This window comes from Janibacter sp. GXQ6167, from assembly GCF_041365945.1.
Lineage (GTDB): Bacteria > Actinomycetota > Actinomycetes > Actinomycetales > Dermatophilaceae > JBGFSK01.
The window spans coordinates 268,085-294,491 of sequence record NZ_JBGFSK010000005.1 but is presented as its reverse complement, the minus strand read 5'-3'; the positions used below and the strand labels follow the sequence as shown (position 1 = coordinate 294,491).

General features: G+C 67.0%; 34 protein-coding genes and 1 pseudogene. All 35 read left to right on the top strand.

Translation table 11 applies throughout. The features are described from left to right. Positions 1–91 precede the first annotated feature (91 nt). The 35 genes and pseudogenes from fusA to rpsK all read left to right on the top strand — a co-directional run bounded on the left by fusA (position 92) and on the right by rpsK (position 26,406). Positions 92–2,206, top strand: a complete 2,115-nt coding sequence (gene fusA, locus AB8K43_RS09975) for an elongation factor G (RefSeq protein ID WP_370893889.1) — start codon at positions 92–94, stop codon at positions 2,204–2,206. A 103-nt stretch (positions 2,207–2,309) separates the two neighbouring features. Next, a complete protein-coding gene (gene tuf, locus AB8K43_RS09970) occupies positions 2,310–3,503 on the top strand; it encodes an elongation factor Tu (RefSeq protein ID WP_370893887.1) in 1,194 nt (397 codons plus the stop codon). Between the two features lie 586 nt (positions 3,504–4,089). After that, positions 4,090–5,184, top strand: a complete 1,095-nt coding sequence (locus tag AB8K43_RS09965; RefSeq protein WP_370893885.1) for a YihY/virulence factor BrkB family protein — start codon at positions 4,090–4,092, stop codon at positions 5,182–5,184. Positions 5,185–5,563: 379 nt separating this feature from the next. Continuing rightward, positions 5,564–5,872, top strand: a complete 309-nt coding sequence (gene rpsJ / locus AB8K43_RS09960; RefSeq protein ID WP_019146773.1) for a 30S ribosomal protein S10 — start codon at positions 5,564–5,566, stop codon at positions 5,870–5,872. Between the two features lie 17 nt (positions 5,873–5,889). After that, the gene (rplC, locus tag AB8K43_RS09955) at positions 5,890–6,546 is read left to right on the top strand and encodes a 50S ribosomal protein L3 (RefSeq protein ID WP_370893883.1); all 657 of its coding nucleotides are present in this window, start codon (positions 5,890–5,892) and stop codon (positions 6,544–6,546) included. Between the two features lies 1 nt (position 6,547). Continuing rightward, positions 6,548–7,201 (top strand): 50S ribosomal protein L4, encoded by a 654-nt coding sequence (gene rplD / locus AB8K43_RS09950; RefSeq protein ID WP_370893881.1) that lies wholly within the window; start codon positions 6,548–6,550, stop codon positions 7,199–7,201. Beyond that, a complete protein-coding gene (gene rplW / locus AB8K43_RS09945) occupies positions 7,198–7,494 on the top strand; it encodes a 50S ribosomal protein L23 (protein WP_370893879.1) in 297 nt (98 codons plus the stop codon). The genes rplD and rplW overlap by 4 nt, the downstream gene beginning before the upstream one ends. 22 nt (positions 7,495–7,516) lie before the next feature. Next, a complete protein-coding gene (gene rplB / locus AB8K43_RS09940; protein ID WP_370893877.1) occupies positions 7,517–8,353 on the top strand; it encodes a 50S ribosomal protein L2 in 837 nt (278 codons plus the stop codon). 15 nt (positions 8,354–8,368) lie between these two features. Beyond that, positions 8,369–8,650, top strand: a complete 282-nt coding sequence (gene rpsS / locus AB8K43_RS09935) for a 30S ribosomal protein S19 (RefSeq protein WP_144855660.1) — start codon at positions 8,369–8,371, stop codon at positions 8,648–8,650. A 1-nt stretch (position 8,651) separates the two neighbouring features. Next, entirely contained in the window at positions 8,652–9,056 is a 405-nt protein-coding gene (rplV, locus tag AB8K43_RS09930; protein ID WP_370893875.1) for a 50S ribosomal protein L22, read from the top strand. Beyond that, positions 9,056–9,871, top strand: coding sequence for a 30S ribosomal protein S3 (rpsC, locus tag AB8K43_RS09925; protein ID WP_370893874.1), 816 nt, complete (start codon positions 9,056–9,058; stop codon positions 9,869–9,871). The genes rplV and rpsC overlap by 1 nt, the downstream gene beginning before the upstream one ends. Continuing rightward, positions 9,871–10,290, top strand: coding sequence for a 50S ribosomal protein L16 (rplP, locus tag AB8K43_RS09920; RefSeq protein ID WP_370893872.1), 420 nt, complete (start codon positions 9,871–9,873; stop codon positions 10,288–10,290). Before rpsC ends, rplP begins: the two co-directional genes overlap by 1 nt. After that, a pseudogene (rpmC, locus tag AB8K43_RS09915) lies at positions 10,290–10,508 on the top strand (50S ribosomal protein L29); the annotation flags it as partial. The gene rplP and the pseudogene rpmC, both read left to right, overlap by 1 nt. A 44-nt stretch (positions 10,509–10,552) precedes the next feature. Then, the gene (gene rpsQ, locus AB8K43_RS09910; protein WP_370893981.1) at positions 10,553–10,819 is read left to right on the top strand and encodes a 30S ribosomal protein S17; all 267 of its coding nucleotides are present in this window, start codon (positions 10,553–10,555) and stop codon (positions 10,817–10,819) included. Between the two features lie 145 nt (positions 10,820–10,964). Continuing rightward, a complete protein-coding gene (gene rplN, locus AB8K43_RS09905; RefSeq protein WP_370893870.1) occupies positions 10,965–11,333 on the top strand; it encodes a 50S ribosomal protein L14 in 369 nt (122 codons plus the stop codon). Between the two features lie 4 nt (positions 11,334–11,337). Beyond that, positions 11,338–11,676 carry a 50S ribosomal protein L24 gene (gene rplX / locus AB8K43_RS09900; protein ID WP_370893868.1) on the top strand — a complete coding sequence of 113 codons (339 nt, stop codon included), beginning with the start codon at positions 11,338–11,340 and terminating at the stop codon, positions 11,674–11,676. Continuing rightward, entirely contained in the window at positions 11,676–12,239 is a 564-nt protein-coding gene (gene rplE / locus AB8K43_RS09895) for a 50S ribosomal protein L5 (protein WP_370893866.1), read from the top strand. The genes rplX and rplE overlap by 1 nt, the downstream gene beginning before the upstream one ends. A 1-nt stretch (position 12,240) precedes the next feature. Continuing rightward, a complete protein-coding gene (locus tag AB8K43_RS09890; RefSeq protein ID WP_370893864.1) occupies positions 12,241–12,426 on the top strand; it encodes a type Z 30S ribosomal protein S14 in 186 nt (61 codons plus the stop codon). 91 nt (positions 12,427–12,517) lie between these two features. After that, on the top strand, positions 12,518–12,916 hold the full coding sequence (gene rpsH / locus AB8K43_RS09885; RefSeq protein WP_370893862.1) for a 30S ribosomal protein S8: 399 nt from the start codon (positions 12,518–12,520) through the stop codon (positions 12,914–12,916). Positions 12,917–12,928: 12 nt separating this feature from the next. After that, the gene (gene rplF / locus AB8K43_RS09880; protein ID WP_370893860.1) at positions 12,929–13,465 is read left to right on the top strand and encodes a 50S ribosomal protein L6; all 537 of its coding nucleotides are present in this window, start codon (positions 12,929–12,931) and stop codon (positions 13,463–13,465) included. Positions 13,466–13,468: 3 nt separating this feature from the next. Continuing rightward, positions 13,469–13,843, top strand: coding sequence for a 50S ribosomal protein L18 (gene rplR / locus AB8K43_RS09875; RefSeq protein WP_370893859.1), 375 nt, complete (start codon positions 13,469–13,471; stop codon positions 13,841–13,843). A gap of 31 nt (positions 13,844–13,874) precedes the next feature. After that, positions 13,875–14,525, top strand: a complete 651-nt coding sequence (rpsE, locus tag AB8K43_RS09870) for a 30S ribosomal protein S5 (protein ID WP_370893857.1) — start codon at positions 13,875–13,877, stop codon at positions 14,523–14,525. Next, positions 14,525–14,707 carry a 50S ribosomal protein L30 gene (rpmD, locus tag AB8K43_RS09865; RefSeq protein ID WP_370893855.1) on the top strand — a complete coding sequence of 61 codons (183 nt, stop codon included), beginning with the start codon at positions 14,525–14,527 and terminating at the stop codon, positions 14,705–14,707. Before rpsE ends, rpmD begins: the two co-directional genes overlap by 1 nt. Positions 14,708–14,709: 2 nt before the next feature. After that, entirely contained in the window at positions 14,710–15,192 is a 483-nt protein-coding gene (rplO, locus tag AB8K43_RS09860) for a 50S ribosomal protein L15 (RefSeq protein ID WP_370893854.1), read from the top strand. 161 nt (positions 15,193–15,353) lie between these two features. Then, positions 15,354–16,679 (top strand): preprotein translocase subunit SecY, encoded by a 1,326-nt coding sequence (gene secY / locus AB8K43_RS09855; protein WP_370893852.1) that lies wholly within the window; start codon positions 15,354–15,356, stop codon positions 16,677–16,679. Next, a complete protein-coding gene (locus AB8K43_RS09850) occupies positions 16,679–17,248 on the top strand; it encodes an adenylate kinase (protein ID WP_370893850.1) in 570 nt (189 codons plus the stop codon). Before secY ends, AB8K43_RS09850 begins: the two co-directional genes overlap by 1 nt. Positions 17,249–17,273: 25 nt before the next feature. After that, positions 17,274–18,122 (top strand): type I methionyl aminopeptidase, encoded by an 849-nt coding sequence (gene map / locus AB8K43_RS09845; RefSeq protein WP_370893848.1) that lies wholly within the window; start codon positions 17,274–17,276, stop codon positions 18,120–18,122. 167 nt (positions 18,123–18,289) lie between these two features. Next, positions 18,290–20,128 (top strand): methylmalonyl-CoA mutase subunit beta, encoded by a 1,839-nt coding sequence (locus AB8K43_RS09840; RefSeq protein WP_370893846.1) that lies wholly within the window; start codon positions 18,290–18,292, stop codon positions 20,126–20,128. A gap of 1 nt (position 20,129) precedes the next feature. Next, positions 20,130–22,316 carry a methylmalonyl-CoA mutase gene (gene scpA, locus AB8K43_RS09835; protein ID WP_370893844.1) on the top strand — a complete coding sequence of 729 codons (2,187 nt, stop codon included), beginning with the start codon at positions 20,130–20,132 and terminating at the stop codon, positions 22,314–22,316. Next, a complete protein-coding gene (gene meaB, locus AB8K43_RS09830; protein WP_370893843.1) occupies positions 22,313–23,311 on the top strand; it encodes a methylmalonyl Co-A mutase-associated GTPase MeaB in 999 nt (332 codons plus the stop codon). Before scpA ends, meaB begins: the two co-directional genes overlap by 4 nt. A 248-nt stretch (positions 23,312–23,559) precedes the next feature. After that, entirely contained in the window at positions 23,560–24,513 is a 954-nt protein-coding gene (locus tag AB8K43_RS09825; protein WP_370893841.1) for a hypothetical protein, read from the top strand. 329 nt (positions 24,514–24,842) lie between these two features. Beyond that, entirely contained in the window at positions 24,843–25,064 is a 222-nt protein-coding gene (infA, locus tag AB8K43_RS09820) for a translation initiation factor IF-1 (RefSeq protein ID WP_007928045.1), read from the top strand. Positions 25,065–25,164: 100 nt separating this feature from the next. Further along, entirely contained in the window at positions 25,165–25,278 is a 114-nt protein-coding gene (rpmJ, locus tag AB8K43_RS09815) for a 50S ribosomal protein L36 (protein ID WP_006592630.1), read from the top strand. Between the two features lie 262 nt (positions 25,279–25,540). After that, complete coding sequence (rpsM, locus tag AB8K43_RS09810; protein ID WP_370893838.1) at positions 25,541–25,918, top strand: 30S ribosomal protein S13; 378 nt, start codon at positions 25,541–25,543, stop codon at positions 25,916–25,918. Positions 25,919–26,007: 89 nt separating this feature from the next. After that, positions 26,008–26,406: a 30S ribosomal protein S11 gene (rpsK, locus tag AB8K43_RS09805; RefSeq protein WP_007928041.1), complete on the top strand. Its 399-nt coding sequence runs from the start codon at positions 26,008–26,010 to the stop codon at positions 26,404–26,406. Position 26,407: the final 1 nt, after the last annotated feature.

Below are 26,407 nucleotides of genomic sequence, written 5' to 3'. Positions count from 1 at the left end.
CCGTTCGGGTCCGCCGCGGTCCCCTGACCTCAACGCCGCGGCGGCCCGGACATCCCCTCTTGACTGAACGCAACGAGACGAGAAGAACGAAGTGGCACAGGACGTCCTCACTGACCTCAAGCAGGTCCGCAACATCGGCATCATGGCTCACATCGACGCCGGCAAGACGACGGTGACCGAGCGCATCCTCTTCTACACCGGTGTGAACCACCGCCTGGGCGAAACCCACGACGGCGCGTCGACCACCGACTGGATGGAGCAGGAGAAGGAGCGCGGGATCACGATCACCTCCGCCGCGGTCACCTCCTTCTGGGATGGCACCCAGATCAACATCATCGACACCCCTGGCCACGTCGACTTCACCGTCGAGGTGGAGCGTTCGCTGCGCGTCCTCGACGGCGCGGTCGCGGTCTTTGACGGCAAGGAGGGCGTCGAGCCCCAGTCCGAGACCGTGTGGCGTCAGGCCGACAAGTACGGCGTGCCGCGCATTTGTTTCGTCAACAAGATGGACAAGCTCGGTGCGGACTTCTACTTCACCGTTCAGACCATCAAGGACCGCCTCGGCGCGGAGCCGCTCGTGCTCCAGCTGCCGATCGGCGCGGAGAACGACTTCGTCGGCGTCATCGACCTGCTCGAGATGCGCGCGCTCGTCTGGGAAGGCGACGCCAAGGGCGACGTCACCCTGGGCGCGAAGTACGAGGTCCAGGAAATCCCCGCGGAGCTGAAGGAAAAGGCCGAGGAGTACCGCCACCACCTCGTGGAGCGGGTCGCCGAGGCCGACGACGCCCTGATGGAGCACTACCTCGAAGGGGGCGAGCTCAGCGTCGACGAGCTGAAGAAGGGCATCCGCGCCCTCACCGTGGCCTCCGAGGTCTACCCGGTCCTTTGTGGCTCGGCCTTTAAGAACCGTGGCGTCCAGCCGATGCTGAACGCGGTCGTTGACTACCTCCCGTCGCCGCTCGATGTCGCGGCGATGCAGGGTCACGCGCCGGGCAACGAGGACGAGCACGTGCTGCGCAAGCCCAGCAAGGACGAGCCCTTCTCGGCGCTCGCCTTCAAGGTCGCGGCTCACCCCTTCTTCGGCACGCTCACCTTCATCCGCGTGTACTCGGGCCACATCAGCTCCGGTACGCAGGTGATGAACACGACCAAGCTGAAGAAGGAGCGCGTTGGCAAGCTCTTCCAGATGCACGCCAACAAGGAGAACCCCGTCGCCGAGGCGATGGCCGGCCACATCTACGCCGCCATCGGTCTGAAGAGCACCACCACCGGTGACACCCTCTCCGACATCGACAACCCGGTTGTGCTGGAGTCGATGACCTTCCCGGAGCCGGTGATCCAGGTCGCCATCGAGCCCAAGACGAAGGGCGACCAGGAGAAGCTCGGCACCGCGATCCAGAAGCTGGCCGAAGAGGACCCGACCTTCCGCGTCGAACTCGACGAGGAGACCGGGCAGACCATCATCGCCGGCATGGGCGAGCTGCACCTCGACATCCTGGTCGACCGCATGAAGCGGGAGTTCAAGGTCGAGGCCAACGTCGGTAAGCCGCAGGTGGCCTACCGCGAGACGATCCGCAAGACCGTCGAGAAGTACGACTACACCCACAAGAAGCAGACCGGTGGGTCGGGTCAGTTCGCGAAGGTGCAGATCAGCCTCGAGCCGCTCGACACGGCCGAGGGCGAGCTCTACGAGTTCGACAACAAGGTGACCGGTGGTCGCGTCCCGCGCGAGTACATCCCGAGCGTGGACGCCGGTATCCAGGACGCCATGCAGTACGGCGTGCTCGCGGGCTACCCGCTCGTCGGCATCAAGGCCACGCTGCTGGACGGCGCCTACCACGACGTCGACTCTTCGGAGATGGCGTTCAAGATCGCGGGTTCGATGGCGCTGAAGGAGGCTGTGCGCAAGGCCGACCCGGTCCTGCTCGAGCCGATGATGGCCGTCGAGGTGCGCACGCCCGAGGACTACATGGGCGACGTCATCGGCGACATCAACTCCCGCCGTGGCCAGATTCAGGCCATGGAGGACATCAGCGGTGCGAAGGTCGTCCGCGGCCTCGTCCCGCTCTCGGAGATGTTCGGCTACGTCGGCGACCTGCGGTCCAAGACCCAGGGCCGGGCGAACTACTCCATGGAGTTCGACTCCTACGCTGAGGTCCCCAAGGCGGTCGCCGAGGAGATCATCAAGAAGACCCGCGGCGAGTGACCGGCTAAAGTAGCCGGGATCAACCCCAAAACCCCATAAACGACGCCACGTCCTGCTGGTCGTACGGCGTAACCAAGAGAAAGTCCCCAAGGAGGACAAGCAAGTGGCGAAGGCAAAGTTCGAGCGGAGCAAGCCGCACGTCAACATCGGCACCATCGGTCACATTGACCACGGCAAGACGACGCTGACGGCCGCGATCTCCAAGGTCCTGCACGACAAGTACCCGGACCTGAACGAGGAGTCCCCCTTCGACTCGATCGACAAGGCTCCCGAGGAGAAGCAGCGCGGTATCACCATCTCCATCGCGCACATCGAGTACCAGACGGAGAAGCGTCACTACGCGCACGTCGACTGCCCCGGGCACGCCGACTACGTCAAGAACATGATCACCGGTGCCGCTCAGATGGACGGCGCGATCCTCGTGGTCGCGGCGACCGACGGCCCGATGCCGCAGACGAAGGAGCACGTCCTTCTGGCTCGCCAGGTTGGCGTTCCCTACATCGTCGTGGCGCTCAACAAGGCCGACATGGTCGACGACGAGGAGATCCTCGAGCTCGTCGAGATGGAGGTTCGTGAGCTGCTCTCGGCTTACGAGTTCCCGGGTGACGACCTGCCGGTCGTCAAGGTCTCGGCGCTGAAGGCGCTCGAGGGCGACGAGAAGTGGGCCGAGTCCGTTCTCGAGCTCATGAACGCGGTCGACGAGTCGATCCCGGAGCCCGAGCGCGACATCGACAAGCCGTTCCTGATGCCCGTTGAGGACGTCTTCACGATCACCGGTCGTGGCACCGTCGTCACCGGTCGTATCGAGCGCGGTGTCCTCAACGTGAACGAGGAGGTCGAGATCGTCGGTATCCACGAGCAGAAGACGACCACGACCGTCACCGGCATCGAGATGTTCCGCAAGCTCCTCGACGAGGGTCGTGCGGGCGAGAACGTCGGTCTGCTTCTTCGTGGCACCAAGCGCGAGGACGTCGAGCGCGGGCAGGTCGTCTGCAAGCCGGGTTCGATCACCCCGCACACCGAGTTCGAGGGCCAGGTCTACATCCTGTCCAAGGACGAGGGTGGCCGTCACACGCCGTTCTACGACAACTACCGTCCGCAGTTCTACTTCCGGACCACGGACGTCACCGGTGTCGTGAACCTGCCCGAGGGTGTCGAGATGGTCATGCCTGGCGACAACACCGACATGAAGGTCGAGCTCATCCAGCCGATCGCCATGGAGGAGGGCCTGAAGTTCGCTATCCGTGAGGGTGGTCGTACCGTGGGCGCCGGTCGCGTTACCAAGATCATCAAGTGATCACTCGCGAGCTGAATTAGCTCGCGCAGTGTGACCAAAGGCCCGCCCCCTTCGCTTGAAGCGAAGGGGGCGGGCCTTTGCCATGCCCTGAACGTCCGCTCGGGGGAGGTGGGGTGCAGGTGGTGCGGGGCGGTGCACCCTTGGCCGGCCGGTTGAGGAAGTGGGGTGCGGATGGCGCGGGGCGGTGCACCCTTCGCCGGCGGGTCGAGGTGGTGGGGTGCGGAAGGCGCGGCGCGGTGCACCCTGGCTGGCCGGTCGAGGTGGTGGGGTGCGGATGGCGCTGGGCGGTGCACCCTTCGCAGGCCGGCGGGTGGAGGTGGAGTGCAGGGCGTGCGGGGCGGTGCACCCTTGGCAGGCCGGTCGAGGAGCTGGGGTGCGGAAGGCGCTGGGAGGTGCACCCTTGGCAGGCCGACCGGGGGAGGTGGGGTGGGGAAGGCGCCGGGCGGTGCACCCTTCGCAGGCCGCCGCGGTTGCGTCGATCGTCACCGAATCATGACCTCGCGACACCGACGTGCGAAGGGGGTGGCCGCCGCCGCTCGGTAGGGTGTGTGCGACCCCTGCTCTAACCCCCTGATGAGGAGACCCGATGGCCCGCGAAGGCGTCGCCGCCGAAAAGGATGCTGTTGCACCCGACGCCGATGACTCGCGCAAGGCGAAGTCCCCGACCGGACTCAGCCGCTCCGGGTGGTTGTACTCCCTGAAGAAGGCGGGGCGCGAATTCGGCCGCGATCAATGCAGCGACCTCGCTGCCGGACTCACGTACTACGCGGTCCTTTCCCTCTTCCCCGCGTTGCTCGCCCTGGTCTCTCTCGTCGGTGTCTTCGGTCAGGGCGAGACCACGACGCAGGCCTTGCTCGATATCGTCCGTGATCTTGGCCAGGGGGGTGCGGCGAAGGCCCTCGAAGATCCCATCCGCCAGATCGTCGAATCGCAGGCCGCAGGGTTTGCTCTCGTCGCCGGTGTCGTCGGTGCCCTGTGGACCGCGTCCAACTACGTCAACGCCTTCAGCCGCGCGATGAACCGGGTCTATCAGGTCGACGAAGGCCGCCCGATGATCGTGCTGCGGGCCAAGATGCTTGCCCTCACCTTCGCGCTCATCATCATGGCGGGCCTCATGCTGATCGGCTTCGCCCTCTCTGGTGGCGTGGCTGAGGCGATTGGTGGTGCGCTCGGCTTCGGCGAGACCGCCGTGACCATCTGGGGGTACGCGAAGATCCCGGTGATGCTGATCCTGCTGATGGTGATGGTCGCGCTCTTGTACTACCTCACGCCCAACATCCAGCAGCCGAAGATCCGCTGGGTCAGCCCCGGCGCTCTGATGGCCATCATGGTCTGCGTGCTCGCCTCGGTCGCCTTCGGCTTCTATGTCTCCAACTTCGGGTCGTACAACCGCACCTACGGCTCGCTCGCCGGCGTCATCGTCTTCTTGCTGTGGCTCTACATCATCAACTCGGTGCTGCTCCTCGGCGCCGAGTTCGACTCCGAGCTCGAGCGCACCCGCCAGCTGGAGGCCGGGATCCGCGCCGAGCGCGAGTTGCAATTGCCGCCGCGGGCGACCAGCGCCTCGGAGAAGGCAGCGGAGAAGTTCTCCGAGGATGTCGAAGAGGGCCGCCGCATTCGCCTCGAAGCACAGCTCGCGCGTGGCGAGTCGATCGCCGCGGACGCTCCTCAACCGCGCTAAGGGGGCCAGGGGATCGGCGCCGATTTGGTCTCGCGCTCGATCCTCTGGCACACTTGTTCAGTTGCTTGATGAGCAGCGGGACTAACGCGCCCCGATCTAATCGGAGCCCACCGACGCCGCTGATCCTCCCGGTGACCACGATCGAACCGCTTGCCACGTCCCGTGGCGGTGGGGCATCGAGGCCGGGGCATCAAGTTCCGGTTCGTTTCCGGGACAACACACACGTGAATGACCACGCGCGGTCGATTCTCCTGAAAGAAACTTTCGGGATGTCGCCTGCGCGACGAAGAGGGTGCGACACACCCGAGCGCGTGGGTCGGACTTACGGAAACGAATCGCCATAGACCAAGCACGACGGCGAGAGAGAGACAAGGCTCAGATGGCCGGACAGAAGATCCGCATCCGACTGAAGTCGTATGACCACGAGGTCATCGACAGCTCGGCGCGCAAGATCGTCGACACGGTGACCCGTGCCGGCGCCACGGTGGTCGGCCCAGTGCCGCTGCCCACGGAGAAGAACGTCTTCGTGGTCATCCGATCGCCTCACAAGTACAAGGACTCCCGCGAGCACTTCGAGATGCGCACGCACAAGCGCCTCATCGACATCATCGACCCGACGCCCAAGGCCGTCGACTCGCTGATGCGTCTCGATCTGCCGGCGGACGTCAACATCGAGATCAAGCTCTGATCCGGGGAACGACGCACATGACTACTACTGCAACCAAGACCGTCAAGGGTGTCCTCGGCGAGAAGCTTGGCATGACCCAGGTCTGGGACGAGGAGAACCGCCTCGTGCCGGTGACCGTCATCCAGGCTGGCCCGTGCGTGGTGACCCAGGTCCGTACCGACGAGACCGATGGCTACCAGGCCGTCCAGATCGCGTACGGCGCCATCGACCCGCGCAAGGTGAACCAGCCCGAGAGCGGCCACTTCGCCAAGGCCGGTGTCACGCCGCGCCGCTACAGCGTTGAGCTTCGCACCAACGACGCCGACAGCTACGAGCTCGGTCAGGAGGTGACCGTCGAGCTGTTCGAAGCCGGACAGCGCGTCGACGTCTCCGGGACCACCAAGGGCAAGGGCTTTGCTGGCGTCATGAAGCGCCACGGGTTCGCCGGTGTGAGCGCCAGCCACGGTGCGCACCGCAACCACCGCAAGCCGGGCTCGATCGGTGGCTGCGCCACCCCGGGCCGTGTCTTTAAGGGCATGCGCATGGCCGGCCGCATGGGCGGCGTGCGCCAGACCACCCAGAACCTCACCATCCACGCGGTGGACGCCGACAAGGGCCTGCTGCTCGTCAAGGGCGCCGTCCCCGGTCCCCGCGGTGGCGTGGTGCTCGTCCGCAACGCCGTGAAGGGAGCCTGACATGCCGACGATCGACATCCTCAGCCCCACCGGCACCAAGTCCGGCACCGTTGAGCTCCCCGCGGAGATCTTCGACGTCCAGACCAACGTGCCGCTGATCCACCAGGTCGTCGTGGCCCAGCTCGCCGCGGCGCGCCAGGGCACGCACTCCACCAAGACCCGCGGCGAGGTCCGCGGCGGTGGGCGCAAGCCTTACCGCCAGAAGGGCACCGGTCGCGCCCGCCAGGGTTCGACCCGTGCGCCGCAGTTTGCCGGCGGTGGCACCGTGCACGGCCCGCAGCCGCGTGACTACGCTCAGCGCACCCCCAAGAAGATGAAGGCCGCCGCCCTGCGCGGTGCCCTCTCTGACCGGGCGCGCCACGGGCGCATCCACGTGCTCTCGGCGATCGTCGAAGGGGAGACCCCCTCGACCGCTGGTGCGCTGGCTGCCCTGACCCAGCTGAGCGAGCGCAAGAACCTGCTCGTTGTCCTGAGCCGCACCGACGAGATCGCCGCGATGAGCGTGCGCAACCTCGCCGACGTGCACGTCCTTTGGGCCGACCAGCTGAACACCTACGACGTGCTCTGCGCCGACGATGTGGTCTTCACCGAGGCCGCGCTCGAGGCCTTCCTGGCTCCGGCCAAGGCCGCGCAGGACGAGGAGGAGTCCAAGTGACCACCACCAAGGACCCGCGCGACATCATCGTTCGCCCGGTCGTCTCCGAGAAGTCCTACGGGCTGCTCGACGAGGGGAAGTACACCTTCATCGTCGACCCGCGGGCCAACAAGACCGAGATCAAGATCGCGATCGAGCAGATCTTTGACGTCAAGGTCGACTCGGTTCACACCATGAACCGCCCGGGCAAGACGCGCCGCACCCGTTTCGGGATCGGCCAGCGCAAGGCCACGAAGCGCGCGATCGTCACCCTCCGCGAGGGCACGATCGACATCTTCGGCGGCCAGGGCTGACGGGGAGGAACAGGAAGAAGCCATGGGTATCCGTAAGTACAAGCCGACCACCCCGGGTCGTCGCGGCAGTTCTGTCGCCGACTTCGTTGAGGTGACCCGCTCCACGCCGGAGAAGTCGCTCGTCCGTCCGCTCACCAAGTCCGGTGGCCGTAACGCTTCCGGTCGGATCACCACCCGTCACATCGGTGGTGGCCACAAGCGTGCGTACCGCGTCATCGACTTCCGTCGTCACGACAAGGACGGCGTGCCGGCCAAGGTCGCTCACATCGAGTACGACCCCAACCGCACCGCCCGCATCGCGCTGCTGCACTACGCCGACGGCGAGAAGCGCTACATCCTCGCGCCGAACAAGCTCAAGCAGGGCGACCCGATCGAGGCCGGCGCTGGCGCCGACATCAAGCCGGGTAACAACCTGCCGCTGCGCAACATCCCGACCGGTACCACCATCCACGCGGTGGAGCTGCGTCCGGGCGGCGGGGCCAAGCTGGCCCGCTCCGCTGGGACCAGCATCCAGCTGCTGGGTAAGGAGGGTCCGTACGCGACCCTGCGTATGCCCTCCGGTGAGATCCGCCGCGTCGACCAGCGCTGCCGCGCCACCATCGGCGAGGTCGGCAACGCCGAGCAGTCGAACATCAACTGGGGTAAGGCCGGCCGCATGCGCTGGAAGGGCAAGCGCCCGACCGTGCGTGGTGTCGTGATGAACCCGGTCGACCACCCGCACGGTGGTGGCGAGGGACGCACCTCTGGTGGCCGTCACCCCGTCTCGCCGTGGGGCCAGCCCGAGGGCCGGACCCGCCGCCCCGGCAAGGCGAGCGACAAGATGATCGTGCGCCGCCGTCGTACTGGCAAGAAGCGCTGATAGGAGCCTTAAGTCATGCCTCGTAGTTTGAAGAAGGGCCCCTTCATCGACGACCACCTTCAAAAGAAGGTGGACGCTCAGAACGAAGCGGGCACGAAGAACGTCATTAAGACCTGGTCGCGTCGTTCGGTCGTCAGCCCGGACATGCTCGGCCACACCTTCGCCGTCCACGACGGCCGCAAGCACGTCCCGGTGTTCGTCACCGAGGCGATGGTCGGCCACAAGCTCGGCGAATTCGCACCGACCCGCACCTTCCGCGGCCACGTGAAGGACGACAAGAAGGGACGTCGTCGCTGATATGGCTAACACCACCGAGACCACCGAGCTCTTCGCCCGTGCGTCGGCGCGCCACGTGCGCGTCACGCCGCAGAAGGCGCGTCGGATCGTGGACCTGATCCGCGGCAAGGACACCACCACCGCGATCGCGACGCTCCAGTTCGCGCCGCAGGGTGCTGCCGAGCCGACCCTGAAGGTCCTGCAGTCCGCCATCGCGAACCTGCGGGTCAAGGCCGACGAGACCGGCGCCCCCTTCGACGAGCGCAACCTGGTGATCCAGGCCGCCTACGTCGACGAGGGCCCGACGATGAAGCGCTTCCGTCCGCGGGCCCAGGGCCGCGCCGGCCGGATCAACAAGCGGACCAGCCACATCACCGTGCTGGTTGCACCGAAGCCTGAGAAGGCCGCGAAGGGAGGGACCCGCTGATGGGTCAGAAGGTCAACCCGCACGGCTTCCGTCTGGGCATCACCACCGACCACAAGAGCCGCTGGTTCGCTGACTCCACCAAGGAGGGTCAGCGCTACCGCGACTACGTCAAGGAAGACGTCGCGATCCGCAAGCTCATGTCCACGGGCATGGAGCGCGCCGGCATCGCTCGCGTCGAGATCGAGCGGACCCGTGACCGGGTCCGGGTCGACATCCACACCGCCCGCCCGGGCATCGTCATCGGTCGCCGTGGCGCCGAGGCCGACCGCATCCGCGGTGAGCTCGAAAAGCTCACCGGGAAGCAGGTCCAGCTGAACATCCTCGAGGTGAAGAACCCCGAGATCGAGGCTCAGCTGGTCGCCCAGGGCATCGCCGAGCAGCTCGCCGCCCGCGTGACCTTCCGTCGCGCGATGCGCAAGGGCATGCAGTCCGCGCTGCGCGCCGGTGCCAAGGGCATCCGGATCCAGTGCTCGGGCCGCCTCGGTGGCGCCGAGATGTCGCGCTCGGAGTTCTACCGCGAGGGTCGCGTGCCGCTGCACACCCTCCGCGCGAACATCGACTACGGCTTCTATGAGGCCCGGACCACCTTCGGCCGCATTGGCGTGAAGGTCTGGATCTACAAGGGCGACATGACCGAGAAGGAGTTCGCTGCCCAGCAGGCGACCTCCGCCCCCCGTGGCCGCGGCCCGCGCCGTGACCGCGACGACCGTCCGGCTCGCGCCCGGCGGAGCGACCGTCCGGCCGCTTCCGCTCCCGCGGCCGAGCAGCCCGCCGCCGCGCAGGCTGCGCCGAGTACTGAGGGAGAGACCCAGTAATGCTCATTCCTCGTCGAGTCAAGCACCGCAAGCAGCACCACCCGAAGCGTTCGGGGATGGCCAAGGGCGGCACGACGATCGCGTTCGGCGACTACGGCATCCAGGCTCTCGAGCCGGCCTATGTCACCAACCGCCAGATCGAGTCCGCTCGTATTGCCATGACGCGCTACATCAAGCGTGGCGGCAAGGTGTGGATCAACATTTACCCGGACCGCCCGCTCACCAAGAAGCCGGCCGAAACCCGCATGGGTTCCGGTAAGGGTTCGCCCGAGTGGTGGGTGGCCAACGTCAAGCCCGGCCGTGTCATGTTCGAGCTCTCCGGTGTCTCCGAAGAGGTCGCTCGTGAGGCGCTGCGCCTGGCGATGCACAAGTTGCCGATGAAGTGCCGCTTCGTCGCGCGTGAAGGTGGTGACAACTGATGGCGATTGGTTCTAAGGACCTGACCCCTTCGGACCTGCGCGAATTCGACGACGACCGTCTCGTCGACGAGCTGCGCAAGGCCAAGGAAGAGCTGTTCAACCTCCGGTTCCAGTCGGCCACCGGCCAGCTGGACAACCACGGCCGGCTGCGCGCCGTCCGCAAGGACATCGCGCGCATCTACACCGAAATGCGCGAGCGCGAGCTCGGCATCGGTGCAGGGTCTGGTGAGGCGAAGTGAGCGAGAACGTGAAGGAAGAGACCGTGGCCAAGACCACCGAGCGCAACGACCGCAAGACCCGTCGTGGGTACGTCGTGAGCGACAAGATGGACAAGACCGTCGTGGTCGAGGTCGAGGACCGCGTCAAGCACGCGCTCTACGGCAAGGTCATGCGCAAGAGCCACAAGGTCAAGGCGCACGACGAGGCCAACTCGGCCGGGATCGGCGACCGCGTCCTGATCATGGAGACCCGCCCGCTGTCGGCCACCAAGCGCTGGCGCGTCGTGGAGATCCTCGAGAAGGCCAAGTAAGCCTTCCCCTTTGGCTCGTTGGTCCGCGAAGGGGGCGGGCACGCCCCCTTCGCGACACGACCAGACGAACCACCTATAGACCCCATCAGTTCGGCCAGGCTCACGGAGCAATCCTGAGAACCAGCTCGACGTCAAGGAGAAACCAGTGATCCAGCAGGAGTCGCGACTGCGTGTCGCCGACAACACCGGTGCCAAGGAGATCCTGTGCATCCGGGTGCTCGGCGGCTCCGGCCGCCGGTATGCCGGCATCGGAGACACCATCGTTGCCACCGTCAAGGACGCCATTCCGGGCGGCAACGTCAAGAAGGGTGACGTCGTCAAGGCTGTCATCGTCCGTACCACCAAGGAGCGCCGCCGTGCGGATGGCTCCTACATCAAGTTCGACGAGAACGCCGCGGTCATCTTGAAGAATGACGGTGACCCCCGCGGTACCCGCATCTTCGGCCCGGTGGGCCGCGAGCTGCGCGACAAGAAGTTCATGAAGATCGTCTCGCTCGCCCCGGAGGTGCTCTAAAGCCATGGCGAAGATGAAGATCAAGAAGGGCGACCTCGTCCAGGTCCTCACGGGCAAGGACAAGGGTGCGACTGGCAAGGTCATCGCCGTCAACACCGAGACGCAGCGCGTCACGGTCGAGGGCGTGAACCGCGTCACCCGGCACACCAAGGCCGGCGTGCGTGGGCAGGCCGGCGGCCTGGTCGTGCAGGAGGCGCCGATCCACGTGAGCAACGTCGCGATCGTCGACCCCGAGACCAAGAAGCCGACGCGGATCAAGACCCGCGTCGAGACCGTCGAGCGTGACGGCAAGACCAAGACCCAGCGGGTCCGCGTCGCCGTGCGTTCCGGGAAGGACATCTGATGAGCGCCGAGACCAAGGCTGCGCCCCGCCTGAAGGAGCGCTACAACTCCGAGGTCAAGGACCAGCTGCGCGAGCAGTTCGGGTTCGGCAACGTCATGCAGATCCCTGGCGTCGTCAAGGTCGTCGTCAACATGGGTGTCGGCGACGCCGCCAAGGACAGCAAGTTGATCGAGGGCGCCATCCGCGACCTCACCGCGATCACCGGCCAGAAGCCCCAGGTCACCAAGGCCCGCAAGTCCATCGCGCAGTTCAAGCTGCGTGAGGGCATGCCGATCGGCGCGCACACCACGCTGCGCGGCGACCGGATGTGGGAGTTCCTGGACCGCCTCGTCACGGTCGCGCTGCCGCGTATCCGCGACTTCCGAGGGCTCTCGCCGAAGCAGTTCGACGGCAACGGCAACTACACCTTCGGCCTCACGGAGCAGTCGATGTTCCACGAGATCGACCAGGACAAGATTGACCGCGTCCGCGGCATGGACATCACGGTGGTCACCACCGCCAGCAATGACGACGAGGGTCGTGCCCTGCTGAAGGCGCTCGGCTTCCCGTTCAAGGAGAACTGACATGGCCAAGACCGCCCTGATCAACAAGGCCAACAAGAAGCCGAAGTTCAAGGTTCGCGCGTACTCGCGCTGCCAGCGCTGCGGCCGGCCCCACTCGGTCTACCGCAAGTTCGGCCTCTGCCGTGTGTGCCTTCGCGAGATGGCTCACCGCGGCGAGCTGCCGGGTGTCACCAAGTCCAGCTGGTAATCCACCAGAACTTCCTTTTCAACCGTTCTACATCGAAGGTCGCCGGAACAAGCCGGTGAAACCGCGGTGAGAGAGGGCAAGGCTAAAGCCCATGACCATGACCGATCCGATTGCGGACATGCTGACCCGCGTCCGGAACGCCAACTCGGCGCACCACGACGAGGTCTCCATGCCGTTTTCCAAGCTGAAGTCTCACATCGCTGAGATCCTCCAGGCCGAGGGCTACATCGCCGGCTGGAAGGTCGAGGACGCGACGGTCGGCAAGACGCTGACCATCACGCTCAAGTACGGCCCGAACCGCGAGCGCTCCATCGCGGGCGTGCGCCGGGTGTCCAAGCCCGGTCTGCGCGTCTACGCGAAGTCCACCAACTTGCCGAAGGTCCTTGGCGGTCTCGGCGTGGCGATCATCTCCACGTCGTCTGGCCTCCTCACCGACCGGCAGGCCGCGAGCAAGGGCGTTGGCGGGGAAGTCCTCGCCTACGTCTGGTAAGGGAGATACGACATGTCGCGTATTGGACGACTTCCTGTCACCATCCCGAGCGGTGTCGACGTGACGATTGACGGTCAGACCGTCACCGTCAAGGGCCCGAAGGGGGAGCTCCGCCACACCGTGGCGCAGCCCATCACCGTCGAGCGCGCCGATGACAGCGTGCAGGTGAACCGGCCGAACGACGAGCGTCAGTCGCGCTCGCTCCACGGCCTCACCCGCAGTTTGATCGCCAACATGGTGACCGGCGTGACCGAGGGCTACACCAAGAAGCTCGAGATCCACGGCACCGGTTACCGCGTGCTCAACAAGGGCGGAGCGCTCGAGTTCGCGCTCGGCTACAGCCACCCGATCCTCATCGAGGCCCCGGAGGGCATCTCCTTCGCCGTCGAGAGCGCCACGCGCTTCTCGGTCGAAGGCATCGACAAGCAGCTCGTCGGCGAGGTCGCCGCGAACATTCGCAAGCTGCGCAAGCCCGACCCGTACAAGGGCAAGGGCGTGCGCTACGAAGGCGAGCAGATCCGCCGCAAGGTCGGAAAGGCTGGTAAGTAAGCGATGGCTATGACTATCAAGCGCGGTCGGAGCAAGAGCGCCGCCCGAGGTCGCCGCCACCTGCGCGTTCGTAAGCGCGTGAGCGGGACCGCCGAGCGGCCCCGGCTCGTCGTCACCCGCTCGAGCCGGCACATGTTCGTCCAGGTCGTCGACGACGTCGCGGGTCAGACCGTGGCCTCGGCCTCGACGATGGAAGCGGACCTGCGCTCCTTCGACGGTGACAAGACCGCCAAGGCCAAAAAGGTCGGCGAGCTCGTCGCCGAGCGGGCCAAGGCCGCCGGTGTCGACGCGGTCGTCTTCGACCGCGGTGGCAACAAGTACCACGGTCGGGTCGCCGCGATCGCCGATGGCGCTCGCGAAGGCGGGCTGGCCCTGTGACCTGCATGATCGTAGAGATGAGGAACATCTGATGCCCGGACCCCAGCGTCGAGGCGCCGGTGCCGCTGGCACCAATGAGCGCTCCAATGACCGTCGCGGCGGCCGTGACCGTCGGGACAACAACCGCGACCGCAACGAGAGCCAGTATCTCGAGCGCGTCGTCACCATCAACCGTGTCGCCAAGGTCGTCAAGGGTGGTCGTCGCTTCAGCTTCACCGCTCTGGTCGTCGTCGGCGATGGCGACGGCACCGTGGGTGTCGGCTACGGCAAGGCCAAGGAGGTGCCCGCGGCGATCGCCAAGGGCGTCGAAGAGGCCAAGAAGGCCTTCTTCAAGGTCGCTCGCATCCAGGGCACCATCCCGCACCCCATCCAGGGTGAGGCTGCTGCGGGCGTTGTCATGCTGCGCCCGGCGTCGCCCGGTACCGGTGTTATCGCCGGTGGTCCGGTTCGCGCCGTGCTCGAGTGCGCCGGAATCCACGACGTGCTGAGCAAGTCGCTTGGCTCGGACAACGCGATCAACATCGTCCACGCGACGGTCGCGGCCCTAAAGGGTCTCGAGCGTCCGGAGGCCGTTGCGGCTCGCCGTGGTCTGCCGGTTGACGAGGTCGCCCCGGCCGCGATGCTGCGCGCTCAGGCCGCTGGCCGCGCCGAGGCCGCCGAGAAGGCAAAGGCGGGTGCGTGATGGCACAGCTGAAGGTGACCCAGACTCGTTCCGAGATCGGTGGCAAGGACAACCAGCGCCAGACGCTGCGGAGCCTCGGTCTGAAGCGTATTGGCGACAGCGTCGTCAAGGAGGACCGTCCCGAGATCCGCGGGATGGTCAAGACGGTGTCGCACCTCGTCACCGTCGAGGAGGTTGACTGATCATGGCGGAAGCCAAGGACACGGCCGAGACGGCCGAGAAGAGCCACGCGCTCAAGGTCCACCACCTGCGTCCGGCGCCGGGGGCCAAGACGGCCAAGACCCGCGTCGGTCGTGGTGAGGGCAGCAAGGGTAAGACCGCTGGTCGCGGTACCAAGGGCACCAAGGCCCGGTACCAGGTGCCGGCGCGCTTCGAAGGTGGCCAGACGCCGCTTCACATGCGCCTGCCCAAGCTCCGTGGTTTTAAGAACCCGCACCGCGTCGTCTTCCAGGTCGTGAACCTGGACAAGATCGCGGCGCTCTACCCCGAAGGCGGTCAGGTGACCGTCGAGGATCTCGTCGCGAAGGGGGCCGTCCGTGGCGGTCACCGGGTCAAGGTGCTCGGCACCGGCGAGATCTCGGTCAAGGTCGACGTCGTGGTGGATGCCTTCTCCGGCTCCGCCAAGGACAAGATCGAAGCGGCCGGCGGGTCCATCAAGACCGCCTGAGCCGACCGCTCACCCGCATCACTGCCGCAGGCCACACCCACTCATCGGGTGCGGCCTGCGGCAGTGGCGCATCTGGAGAGGTATCGTTCACCCCGTTCGCTTATCCACCCCGCGGCCGTCGGCATGGCTAGCCCGCGCCCGGTCGCTTCCCTGGAGGCCCAGTGCTCACCGCCTTCTCCCGCGCGTTTAAGACGCCGGACCTGCGCAAGAAGCTGTTGTTTACGCTCGGCATCATCGTGCTCTTCCGCTTGGGAAGCCACGTCCCGACGCCGAACGTCAACTACACCAAGGTGCAGGCGTGCATCGCTGGCGCCCGGCAGGAAGGCACGTCCTTCCTCGGGATGGCGAACCTCTTCAGCGGAGGAGCGCTCCTCCAACTGTCGATCTTCGCGCTCGGGATCATGCCGTACATCACGGCGAGCATCATCGTCCAGCTCCTCACCGTGGTCATCCCGAAGTTTGAGGAGTTGAAGAAGGAAGGCCAGCAGGGCCAGGTCAAGATGACGCAGTACACGCGTTACCTCACGATCGCGCTCGCCGTCTTGCAGTCCGCGACCTTCGTCACCTTCGCGCGGAACCCGTCGCAGCTGTTCAACAACGCCCAGTGCACCGAGATTTTGAACAGCGACTCGACCCCCTCGATCCTGATCATGGTGCTCACCATGACCGCCGGGACCGGCCTGATCATGTGGCTCGGTGAGCTCATCACCGACAAGGGCGTCGGCAACGGGATGTCGCTGCTGATCTTCTCCTCGATCGTGGCGACCTTCCCGAGCGCGCTCTGGGCGATCCAGCAGCGCGACGGACGCTGGGACCTCTTCTTCATCGTGATCCTGCTCGGCCTCTTCGTCGTAACCGCCGTCGTCTTCGTCGAGCAATCCCAGCGACGAATCCCGGTGCAGTACGCCAAGCGCATGGTTGGCCGGCAGATGTATGGCGGCACGTCGACGTACATCCCGATCAAGGTCAACATGGCCAACGTGATCCCGGTGATCTTCGCCAGCTCGCTGCTGATGCTCCCCGTGATGGTCGCCCAGTTCCAGCGCGGGCAAACCCTGGAGGACACTCCGGGGTGGGCCCAATGGATCGATGCCAATATCGCGCCGCCGAATAGCGGCTGGCATATCGCGCTCTACGTCTCGCTCATCCTCTTCTTCACCTTCTTCTACGTCTCGATCACCTTCAACCCGACCGAGGTGGCGGACAACATGAAGAAGTACGGGGGCTTCATCCCGGGGATTCGCGCCGGTCGACCGACCGCGGAGTACCTGGCGTATGTCCTCAACCGGATCACCGTCGCTGGTGCGATCTACCTCGCGACGATCTCGCTGATCCCGTTGGTGGCCTTCGGATACCTCGGCCCGGCAGCCCAGAACATCCCCTTCGGAGGGGTCTCTATCATCATCATGGTGGGTGTCGGTCTCGAGACGGTCAAGCAGATCGAATCCCAGCTCCAGCAACGCCACTACGAAGGGTTCCTCCGCTAATGCGTCTGATCATCTTTGGTCCCCCCGGTGCCGGTAAGGGCACGCAGGCGAGCGCGATCGCCGAGCACTACGGGATCCCGGCGATCTCGACCGGAGACATCTTCCGGTCGAACATCAAGGAAGGGACCGAGCTCGGCAAGAAGGTCCAGGAGATCACCGCTGCCGGCGGCTATGTCTCCGACGAGATCACCAACGCGATCGTCAAGGACCGACTGGCCGAGGATGACTGCGGGCCGGGCTTCCTGCTCGATGGGTACCCGCGCACCGAAGCACAGGTGCACGCCCTCGATGACATGCTCGCCGAGCAGGGTCACCCCCTGGAAGCCGTCCTGATGCTGACTGTCGACGAGGACGAGGTCGTCTCGCGTCTGCTGAAGCGCGCCGAGGTCGAAGGGCGCGAAGATGACACCGAAGAGGTCATCCGCGAACGTCAGGCGATCTACGGCCGCGAGACCAAGCCGCTCGCGGACCTCTTCCGTGAGCGCGGCCTGCTCGTCGAGGTCGACGGGATGGGCGGTGTCGACGAGGTCGGCGAGCGCATCTTCGCGGCGCTCGACGCCAAGGCGTAACCCCCTTCGTTAGGACATTTGCTTTATGGGTTGGTTCGCACGCGAGCGGGTCGAGGTCAAGACGGCCGAGCAGATGGAGGCGATGCGAGTCGCCGGTCTGCTTGTCGGACGGACGCACGACCTCTTGCGCTCCGAGCTGCGGGCCGGGATGACGACGCTGGACCTGGACACGCTCGCCGAGGACTTCATCCGAAGCCACGGTGGGATCCCCAACTTCCAGCTCGTCCCCGGCTACTCCCACACCCTGTGTACGTCGGTGGGCGATGAGATCGTCCATGGCATCCCGGGGGACCGGGTGCTGCGTGACGGTGACCTCATCAGCATTGACTGCGGCGCCGAGGTCGATGGCTGGAATGGCGACGCGGCCGTGACCCTGATCGTCGGGGACCCGGACGCAGCCGACCCCAACGACGTGCGTCTGAGCGAGGTCACCGAGCGCTCGCTTTGGGCGGGGATCGCCGCCCTTCGATCCGGCGGCCGGCTCTACGACGTGGGCGCTGCGGTCGAGGACAGCATCGTCGCCGATGGCGTGGCCGACGGTCGCCGGTACGGGATCGTTGAGGATTATGTCGGTCACGGGATCGGGACCGAGATGCACATGGCGCCGCAGGTCCCGAACTACCGGGTCCAGGGACGCGGTCCCAGCACCCCGGTGGGCACCACGATCGCGATCGAACCGATGGTCACTTGGGGCTCGCAGGACAATCACGTCCTCGATGACGAGTGGACGGTCGTGACCGACGATGGCTCGCGCGCGGCGCACTGGGAGCACTCGGTCGCGATCACCGAGCGTGGCCTTTGGGTGCTCACCGCGATCGACGGCGGCGAGGCCGAACTGACGGCGCGCGGCGCCCCCTTCGGCCCGCTCTCTTAAGAACTCCACTGGCGCCGCCCGGCGACCAGCGGGGCGCGCTCATCGCTCATCAGGCGGACCTCACGGACGGGCGCCATCGTCGCCTCGGTAGGGTTGACGATGGCCCACGCGGTGACGACGCGCCACGCGTCGCCGTGGCCCCCGAGCCCGATGAGGAGCGCCCTTACATGACGGCGAGTTCGCAATCCGATGAGGTCATGGCCCTGGCGGCCGACTTCGCCCCCGTGAGCCACGAGCAGTGGCAGCAGATGGTCGCGAAGGTGGTGAACCGTTCGCGCTCCGAGGCGCTCGACGGAGCCGAAGCCGAAGCCAGCCTGCGGACCACGCTCCCTGGCGGTCTCGTCGTCGACCCTCTGTACCAGCGTCCAGAGGCGGAGCGTGCGCTCGGACTGCCTGGTTCGATGCCCTTCACCCGTGGCCGGGGACCCCGGTCGCCGGAACGGCCGTGGGATATTCGCCAACTCTTCGATCACCCGGACGCCTCGATCAGCCGCAGCGCCGTCGCCGCTGACCTCGCCAATGGCGTGAGCTCGGTCTGGGTCCAGGTCGGCACCGGGGGAATCGCGGCGTCGGACCTCGCGGAGGTCTTGACCGATGTCCTGCCCGATCTGGCCCCCGTTGCGGTGTCTTCCGTCGACGACCAGGCGGGCGCCGCAGCGGCGCTCCTGGCCTGGTGGGAGGAGAAGGGAGTGCCGGGCAGCGGAAGCCTCGGGCACGACCCGATCGGCGCGGCCGCTGCGATGGGCTCCGAGCCCGACCTCGCGCCGCTCGCCGATGCCGTCACGTTGGTCGCTTCGCGCCCGGACGTCCGAGCAATCACGGTCGATACCCGCGTCTACCACGACGCCGGTGCCACCGACCAGGATGAGGTCGCGCTCGCCGTCGCGACGGGCGTCGACTACGTCCGCCACCTCGAGGCCGCGGGTGTGAGTGCGGCTCAGGCCTTCGCGGCGATCGACTTCCGAGTCGCCGTGACCGCCGATCAGTTCGCGACCATCGCCAAGCTGCGGGCGCTGCGCCGACTCTGGGCCCGGATCGGTGAGCTCGCTGACGTCCCCGAGGCCGAGCGTGGGGCGGCGATTCATGCCGTGACCTCCTGGCGGATGCAGACCCGCACCGACCCGTGGGTCAACATCTTGCGCGGCACGCTGGCCTGTTTCGGGGCCTCCGCCGGCGGAGCGGACGCCATCACTGTGCTGCCCTATGACACCGCGCTCGGGCTCGCCGAACCCTTCTCGCGTCGCGTCGCGCGCAATACCCAGAGCCTGCTTGCCGACGAGTCCAATGTCGCGCGCGTTGCCGACCCGGCCGGAGGTTCCTGGTACGTCGAGTCCCTCACCGAGGAGATCGCGCGCGCCGCCTGGGCCTACCTCGGTGAGGTGGACGCCGCTGGCGGAGTCGCCGCGGCCCTGGCGTCCGGAGCGATCGCCGAGCGGCTCGCTGCGAGCCGCGCCGAACGCGACCGGGGACTTGCGACCCGGGCGATCCCGCTCACGGGCACCTCGACCTTCCCGCTCGCGGCCGAGAAGCCGCTGGCGCGCACCGCCCGCGAGCTCCCGCCGAGCGGGGGACTGCCGCGGCACCGCGATAGCGAGATCTTCGAGGGTCTACGTGCACGATCCGCCGAGGCCGCGCCGAGCGTGCCGGTCCTCGCGCTGGGTGCCCGCCGCGACTTCGGTGCGCGCCAGACCTTCTTGGTCAATCTCCTCGCGGTTGCTGGGATCCAGGCCGAGGTGATCGAGGGCGCCGACGCGCACGCCGCGGCCGCTCTGGCGCCGAGCCCGGTCGCGATCATCATGAGCTCACCGAAGGTCTATGCCGACCACGCCGAAGGGGTGATCGCCGCCCTTCGCTCGAATGAGGGCATCGAGCGGGTCTTGATCACCGGCCGCGCCCGCGAACTCGGTGATGCCGCCGCCACCGTCGACGGCGAGATCTACGACGGCATGGACATCGTCGCCTTCTTGACCGACCTGCTCGACACCCTGACCGGCGAAGGAGCCTGACATGAGCACCATCCCCCGTCTGGACGGCGTCGATCTGGGTGAGGCCACCCCTTCGCCCACCGCGCAGCAGACCTGGGACGCCCAGGTCGCCGAGGTCGAGGGCCTCGCCGAGGGCTGGACCACACCCGAGCATGTCGTGGTCGCTCCGGTGTACACCGAGGCCGATACCGCCGCCCTGGACTTCTTGGACACCGCGCCCGGCGCACCCCCCTTCCTCCGCGGCCCGTACCCGACGATGTACGTCAACCAACCGTGGACGATCCGCCAGTACGCCGGCTTCTCGACCGCTGAGGAATCCAACGCCTTCTACCGTCGCAATCTCGCGGCGGGGCAGAAGGGGTTGTCGGTCGCCTTCGACCTGGCGACCCACCGCGGCTACGACAGCGACCACCCGCGCGTCGAGGGCGATGTCGGGATGGCCGGTGTCGCGATCGACTCGATCTACGACATGCGCACCCTCTTCGACGGGATTCCGCTCGACCAGATGAGCGTGTCGATGACGATGAACGGCGCGGTCTTGCCGATCCTCGCGCTCTATGTCGTCGCCGCCGAGGAGCAGGGGGTGAGCCCGGAGCAGCTCTCGGGGACGATCCAAAACGACATCCTCAAAGAGTTCATGGTCCGCAACACCTATATCTACCCGCCCGAGCCGTCGATGCGGATCATCTCCGACATCTTCGCCTTTACGAGCGAGCGGATGCCGCGCTTTAACTCGATTTCGATTTCCGGCTATCACATGCAAGAGGCCGGGGCGACCCAGGACCTGGAGCTCGCGTACACGCTCGCCGATGGCGTGGAGTACATCCGCGCCGGGAGCGCGGCTGGGCTGGACGTCGACGCCTTCGCGCCGCGGCTGTCCTTCTTCTGGGCGATCGGGATGAACTTCTTCATGGAGATCGCCAAGATGCGGGCCGCGCGCCTGCTCTGGGCACGGCTGGTGCGCGATATCGGTGCGCAGAACCCCAAGTCGCTCTCCCTTCGCACGCACAGCCAGACCTCGGGGTGGTCCCTCACGGCGCAGGACGTCTACAACAACGTCGTGCGGACCTGCATCGAGGCGATGGCGTCGACCCAGGGGCACACGCAGAGCCTGCACACCAACGCCCTGGATGAGGCGATCGCGCTGCCGACCGACTTCTCCGCTCGGATCGCGCGCAACACCCAGCTCGTGCTCCAGCAGGAGTCCGGGACGACCCGCGTCATCGACCCGTGGGCGGGCAGCGCCTATGTCGAGCGGCTCACCCACGACCTCGCCGAGCGCGCCTGGGCGCACATCCAAGAGGTCGAAGAGGCCGGCGGGATGGCCAAGGCGATCGAGGCCGGCATCCCGAAGATGCGGATCGAAGAGGCGGCGGCTCGCACTCAGGCCCGGATCGACTCCGGCCAGCAGCCGGTGATCGGCGTCAACCTCTATCCGGTCGACCAGGACGAGCAGATCGAGGTGCTGAAGGTCGACAACGCCGCCGTGCGGGCCAGCCAGATCGCCAAGCTGGAGCGCTTGCGGGCCGAGCGGGATGAGGACGAGGTGCGCGCGGCGCTCGCAGCGCTCACCGAGGCCGCGAAGGCTCCCGGTGGGTCGATGGAGACCAACCTGCTCGCGCTCGCGATCGACGCCGCCCGCGCCAAGGCCACCGTCGGCGAGATGTCGTCCGCGCTCGAAGAGGTCTACGGCCGCTACACCGCGCAGATCCGTACGATCTCGGGTGTGTACCGGGACGAAGCCAAGGACAACAGCGCCGTCGCCCGCGCGCAGGCGCTGGTCGAGGACTTCGAAGAGGCCGAAGGGCGCCGACCGCGCATCCTCGTCGCCAAGATGGGCCAGGACGGCCACGACCGCGGCCAGAAGGTGATCGCGACCGCCTTCGCCGACCTCGGGTTCGACGTCGACGTGGGCCCGCTCTTCCAGACGCCGGCCGAGGTCGCCCGCCAGGCGGTCGAGGCCGACGTGCACGTCGTCGGGGTGTCCTCCCTGGCGGCGGGCCACCTGACGCTCGTGCCCGCCCTTCGCCGCGAGCTCGATGCCCTGGACCGCTCCGATCTGATGATCGTCGTCGGTGGTGTCATCCCGAGCCAGGATTTCGACGAGTTGCGCGCAGCCGGCGCCGATGACATCTACCCGCCCGGCACGGTGATCGCCGAGGCCGCGATCCGGCTCATCGAGGAGCTGCGAAAGCGCCTCGACGCGTGACCCGCGCGGTCGACATCGCTGACCTCGCGGCGGGTGTCCGCGCGGGCGCCCGGCAGGCGGTCGCCCGCGCCATCACGCTCGTCGAGTCCAGCAAGCCCGCACACCGGGATCAGGCCAGCGCGCTGCTCGCCGAGCTTGCCCCGGACACCGGGTCAGCCGTCCGGGTCGGGATCTCCGGTGTGCCAGGGGCGGGGAAGTCCACCTTCATCAACGCGATGGGGTCCCGGCTTGTCGGGCGAGGTCACCGGGTCGCGGTCGTCGCCGTCGATCCGTCCTCGCGGCGCACAGGCGGTTCGATCCTCGGGGACCGGACGCGGATGGCCGAGCTCACCGCGCTCGAAGGGGCCTTTGTCCGCCCTTCGCCGAGCGGACGCCACCTCGGGGGAGTGGCCCGGGCGACGCGCGAGTCGATGCTCGTGCTCGAGGCAGCCGGGTACGACGTCGTGATCGTCGAGACCGTCGGCGTCGGACAAAACGAGATTGCGGTCTCCGAGATGGTCGACACCTTCTTGCTGCTCACCCTGGCTCGCGCCGGTGACCAGTTGCAGGGCATCAAGCGCGGCATCCTCGAACTCGCCGATGTCATCGCGGTCAATAAGGCCGACGGCGATGGGGCGTTGCCGGCCCGCGCCGCTGCTCGCGAACTCTCCGGCGCCCTTCGCCTCGTGATGAGCGATAAGGAACTGCGCCGCCCACCCGTGCTCACCTGCTCCGCGGCGACGGGCGAGGGCCTCGACGAGGTGTGGCAGGCGGTGCTCGATCACCGGGCGTACTTGGAAGAGGGCGGCTCGCTGGAGGCCCGGCGCGCCCAGCAGCAAGAGGACTGGATGTGGGCGATGGTCGATGCCCACCTCACCGATGGGGTGCGCGAAGCCCCCGAGGTCCGCGCCGCTCGTGCCGAGCTCACCGCGGCGGTTCGCTCGGGCGAGCTGAGCGCCGTCGACGGCACGGCCCGCATCCTCGAGCTGTACGCCGCCCACCTCCGCGGCGACTAACCCGACGGCCTGCCGAGGGTGCGGGCGTGCGCACCTTCCGCACGCCGGTGACTGCGGTGGGGTGTCAAGGGTGCGAGTGTGCGCACCTTCTGCACGCCGGGTGACTCCGGTGGGGTGTCAAAGGTGCCGGCGTGCGCACCTTCCGCACGCCGCTTGTCGTTTTCCACAGTCGGCGGAGAGCGAAGGGGGCTGTCCACCACCTCCTCCCATGGCCACGCGGAGCGGGCCCGACGCGACAACGGTGGCGCATGAGCGTCTATCCGCGAGTGGCGTTGAGCCGAGACCAGCGGGCCTTCCGGGGCGCCCGGGTCGCCGAGTTGTACGGGGGCGTCGCGCCTCGATCCCACCTTCGGCGAGTGGGGATCACCCGCGCTGACGTGCGTTCGGAGGTCACCGCGGGTCGGTGGAGAGTTCTCGGTCGGCACACGGTGGGGATCGGCACGGGTGAGCCGATGGGGGACGGTCGACTGTGGCAGGTGGTCTGGGAAAGCGGTTCGGGCGCCGCGCTCGACGGTGTCGCGGCGCTGTGGAAGGCGGGGCTCACTGGCTTTGACGATTCGGTCATCGACATCTCCCTTCCGCATAACTGCCGACCGCGCAAGCACCCCGGAGTGCGGATTCACCAACGGCGCCAGATGCCAGTGGTCGTCTCGGCGGGGATCCCGCGGGTACAGCCAGAGGTGGCCACCGTGCATGCCATGCAATGGGCTCGCTCTGATCGCGCGGCGGTTCTCCTGATGTGCCTGGTGGTGCAGCAGCGCCTGGTGCGCCCGGACGCCCTGGCGCAGGCGTGGCTGGATCGTCGGGCGCGTCTGCCGCTACCGCGTCGCACTCTGCTCGACCACGCGGTGCGCGATGTGAGTCGTGGAGCGCAGGCCCTCGGCGAGATCGACGTGGTCGGCGCTCTGCGGGCGGCCGGTTTGCCCGAACCCTCCCATCAGATCGTGCGAGAACACCGCGGTGGCCGGGTCTATCTCGACCTCGGATGGGAAGAGGTCGGCCTCTTCGTCGAGGTCGACGGAGGCCACCACGCCCTCGCGCTCAACACCGTCGACGACGCCTTGCGCTCCAACGAAGTCGTGATCGCACGAGGTGTCGTGCTCCGCGTGCCTGTCCTCGGCTACCGACTTCAGCCAGCGACTTTCATCGGTCAGATCGTGCGGGCGTACTGGACCCTTGCCGCGGCATCCCCGCGTCGGTAGGTGGGGTGCGCAGGGTGCGGGGGTGGGGGCGTTGTGCAGGCCGGGAGCGTTAGTGGGGTGCGCAGGGTGCGGGGGTGGGCGCGTTGTGCAGGCCAGGCGCGCTGGGTGGGGTGTGGAGGGTGCGGGGGAGGGCGCGTTGTGCAGGCCGGGCGCGTTGGTGGGGTGCGCAGGGTGCGCGGGTGGGCGCGTTGTGCAGGCCGGGAGGAAGGGCGATTCGCCTTTGGCTGGCCTTGTCCCCTAAGATTGAGCGTCGGTCACGTGTGCCTGCACGCGTGACCGCAAGCGGGTCTGCTCCTATCAGGGGAGCGGCCGAGACGGATTGAGAGGGTATGGCCAAGAAGGACGGCGTCATCGAGGTCGAGGGCACCATCGTCGAAGCGCTCCCGAACGCAATGTTCCGGGTCGAACTGACGAATGGTCACAAGGTCCTCGCCCACATCTCGGGCAAGATGCGACAGCACTACATCCGAATCCTCCCGGAGGACAAGGTTGTCGTCGAGTTGAGCCCGTATGACCTGACCCGCGGCCGCATCGTCTTCCGCTACCGCTGACCCGGCGGGGGCATCGCGCCCACGCTACCGGCCAGCAGCACCACCCGATGTCTCGATCCTGAGATGTCGGGACAGATCGATGAAAGATGCGTTCAAGGCAATGAAGGTTCAGCCGAGCGTCAAGAAGATCTGCGATAAGTGCAAGGTGATCCGCCGTAACGGTCGGGTCATGGTGATCTGCGAGAACCTGCGCCACAAGCAGCGCCAGGGCTGATTCTCCGCTAGGGATCATCGATCGGGGCTTGTTGTCCCGGTCCGCCGCACGGATCGCCTGATCTCTCGCGACGAACACCCAGCACAGTTGTTAGATCGACACGACATCACGCAGCACCCGGCCCCACGCCCCCTTCGCTCAGCGGAAGGGAGCCTGGACGTCACCCTCGGCCCGGAGGCCGAGGACCGCAAGAGGGAAACCTCGGAGCGGACCGGTGTTGCACCAGACCTCCGGAAATGAACAGAAAAGGAAGTACGACAAGATGGCACGTCTTGTTGGAGTGGACCTCCCGCGCGACAAGCGCGTTGAGGTGGCACTGACCTACATCTTCGGTGTGGGCCGCACGACCTCGCAGAAGGCGTTGGAAGCGACCGGCGTCGACCCGAGCACCCGCGTGAAGGACCTGGTCGATGACCAGCTCGTCTCGCTGCGTGACTGGCTCGAGGCCAACGTCAAGCTCGAAGGTGACCTCCGCCGTGAGGTCGCCGCGGACATCCGCCGCAAGGTCGAGATCGGCACGTACGAGGGTCTGCGGCACCGCCGTGGCCTCCCGGTGCGCGGTCAGCGGACCAAGACCAACGCGCGCACCCGCAAGGGCCCGAAGCGCACCGTCGCCGGCAAGAAGAAGGCCGGCAAGTAATCACCCCCAACGGCCCTGACCACTTTTCCCAAGAAGAGGTCGGCCGCCGGTGATCACCTACCGCACGCGAAGAAGAACGTAGGAGAAGCATGCCTCCCAAGACCCGCTCCGGCGCCAAGGTGCGTCGCAAGGTCAAGAAGAATGTTGCCGTGGGCCAGGCCCACATCAAGAGCACGTTCAACAACACCATCATTTCGATCACCGACCCGACCGGTGCGGTGATCTCGTGGGCGTCCGCCGGCCAGGTCGGCTTCAAGGGCTCCCGCAAGTCCACCCCGTACGCGGCTCAGATGGCGGCCGAGGCCGCCGCTCGTCGTGCCATGGAGCACGGCATGAAGAAGGTCGACGTCTTCGTCAAGGGCCCCGGCTCCGGTCGTGAGACCGCGATCCGCTCCCTCACCGCCGCTGGCCTCGAGGTCGGCGCGATCCAGGACGTCACCCCGAGCCCGCACAACGGCGTTCGCCCGCCCAAGCGCCGGCGCGTCTGAG

What these genes read in the sequence shown, in the direction of transcription:
- AB8K43_RS09965 (WP_370893885.1), top strand. Translation starts at nt 4,090, where the DNA reads ATGGCCCGCGAAGGCGTCGCCGCCGAAAAGGATGCTGTTGCACCCGAC.
- rpsJ (WP_019146773.1), top strand. Translation starts at nt 5,564, where the DNA reads ATGGCCGGACAGAAGATCCGCATCCGACTGAAGTCGTATGACCACGAG.
- rplC (WP_370893883.1), top strand. Translation starts at nt 5,890, where the DNA reads ATGACTACTACTGCAACCAAGACCGTCAAGGGTGTCCTCGGCGAGAAG.
- rplD (WP_370893881.1), top strand. Translation starts at nt 6,548, where the DNA reads ATGCCGACGATCGACATCCTCAGCCCCACCGGCACCAAGTCCGGCACC.
- rplB (WP_370893877.1), top strand. Translation starts at nt 7,517, where the DNA reads ATGGGTATCCGTAAGTACAAGCCGACCACCCCGGGTCGTCGCGGCAGT.
- rpsS (WP_144855660.1), top strand. Translation starts at nt 8,369, where the DNA reads ATGCCTCGTAGTTTGAAGAAGGGCCCCTTCATCGACGACCACCTTCAA.
- rplV (WP_370893875.1), top strand. Translation starts at nt 8,652, where the DNA reads ATGGCTAACACCACCGAGACCACCGAGCTCTTCGCCCGTGCGTCGGCG.
- rpsC (WP_370893874.1), top strand. Translation starts at nt 9,056, where the DNA reads ATGGGTCAGAAGGTCAACCCGCACGGCTTCCGTCTGGGCATCACCACC.
- rplP (WP_370893872.1), top strand. Translation starts at nt 9,871, where the DNA reads ATGCTCATTCCTCGTCGAGTCAAGCACCGCAAGCAGCACCACCCGAAG.
- rplX (WP_370893868.1), top strand. Translation starts at nt 11,338, where the DNA reads ATGGCGAAGATGAAGATCAAGAAGGGCGACCTCGTCCAGGTCCTCACG.
- rplE (WP_370893866.1), top strand. Translation starts at nt 11,676, where the DNA reads ATGAGCGCCGAGACCAAGGCTGCGCCCCGCCTGAAGGAGCGCTACAAC.
- AB8K43_RS09890 (WP_370893864.1), top strand. Translation starts at nt 12,241, where the DNA reads ATGGCCAAGACCGCCCTGATCAACAAGGCCAACAAGAAGCCGAAGTTC.
- rpsH (WP_370893862.1), top strand. Translation starts at nt 12,518, where the DNA reads ATGACCATGACCGATCCGATTGCGGACATGCTGACCCGCGTCCGGAAC.
- rplF (WP_370893860.1), top strand. Translation starts at nt 12,929, where the DNA reads ATGTCGCGTATTGGACGACTTCCTGTCACCATCCCGAGCGGTGTCGAC.
- rplR (WP_370893859.1), top strand. Translation starts at nt 13,469, where the DNA reads ATGGCTATGACTATCAAGCGCGGTCGGAGCAAGAGCGCCGCCCGAGGT.
- rpsE (WP_370893857.1), top strand. Translation starts at nt 13,875, where the DNA reads ATGCCCGGACCCCAGCGTCGAGGCGCCGGTGCCGCTGGCACCAATGAG.
- rpmD (WP_370893855.1), top strand. Translation starts at nt 14,525, where the DNA reads ATGGCACAGCTGAAGGTGACCCAGACTCGTTCCGAGATCGGTGGCAAG.
- rplO (WP_370893854.1), top strand. Translation starts at nt 14,710, where the DNA reads ATGGCGGAAGCCAAGGACACGGCCGAGACGGCCGAGAAGAGCCACGCG.
- AB8K43_RS09850 (WP_370893850.1), top strand. Translation starts at nt 16,679, where the DNA reads ATGCGTCTGATCATCTTTGGTCCCCCCGGTGCCGGTAAGGGCACGCAG.
- map (WP_370893848.1), top strand. Translation starts at nt 17,274, where the DNA reads ATGGGTTGGTTCGCACGCGAGCGGGTCGAGGTCAAGACGGCCGAGCAG.
- AB8K43_RS09840 (WP_370893846.1), top strand. Translation starts at nt 18,290, where the DNA reads ATGACGGCGAGTTCGCAATCCGATGAGGTCATGGCCCTGGCGGCCGAC.
- scpA (WP_370893844.1), top strand. Translation starts at nt 20,130, where the DNA reads ATGAGCACCATCCCCCGTCTGGACGGCGTCGATCTGGGTGAGGCCACC.
- AB8K43_RS09825 (WP_370893841.1), top strand. Translation starts at nt 23,560, where the DNA reads ATGAGCGTCTATCCGCGAGTGGCGTTGAGCCGAGACCAGCGGGCCTTC.
- infA (WP_007928045.1), top strand. Translation starts at nt 24,843, where the DNA reads ATGGCCAAGAAGGACGGCGTCATCGAGGTCGAGGGCACCATCGTCGAA.
- rpmJ (WP_006592630.1), top strand. Translation starts at nt 25,165, where the DNA reads ATGAAGGTTCAGCCGAGCGTCAAGAAGATCTGCGATAAGTGCAAGGTG.
- rpsM (WP_370893838.1), top strand. Translation starts at nt 25,541, where the DNA reads ATGGCACGTCTTGTTGGAGTGGACCTCCCGCGCGACAAGCGCGTTGAG.
- rpsK (WP_007928041.1), top strand. Translation starts at nt 26,008, where the DNA reads ATGCCTCCCAAGACCCGCTCCGGCGCCAAGGTGCGTCGCAAGGTCAAG.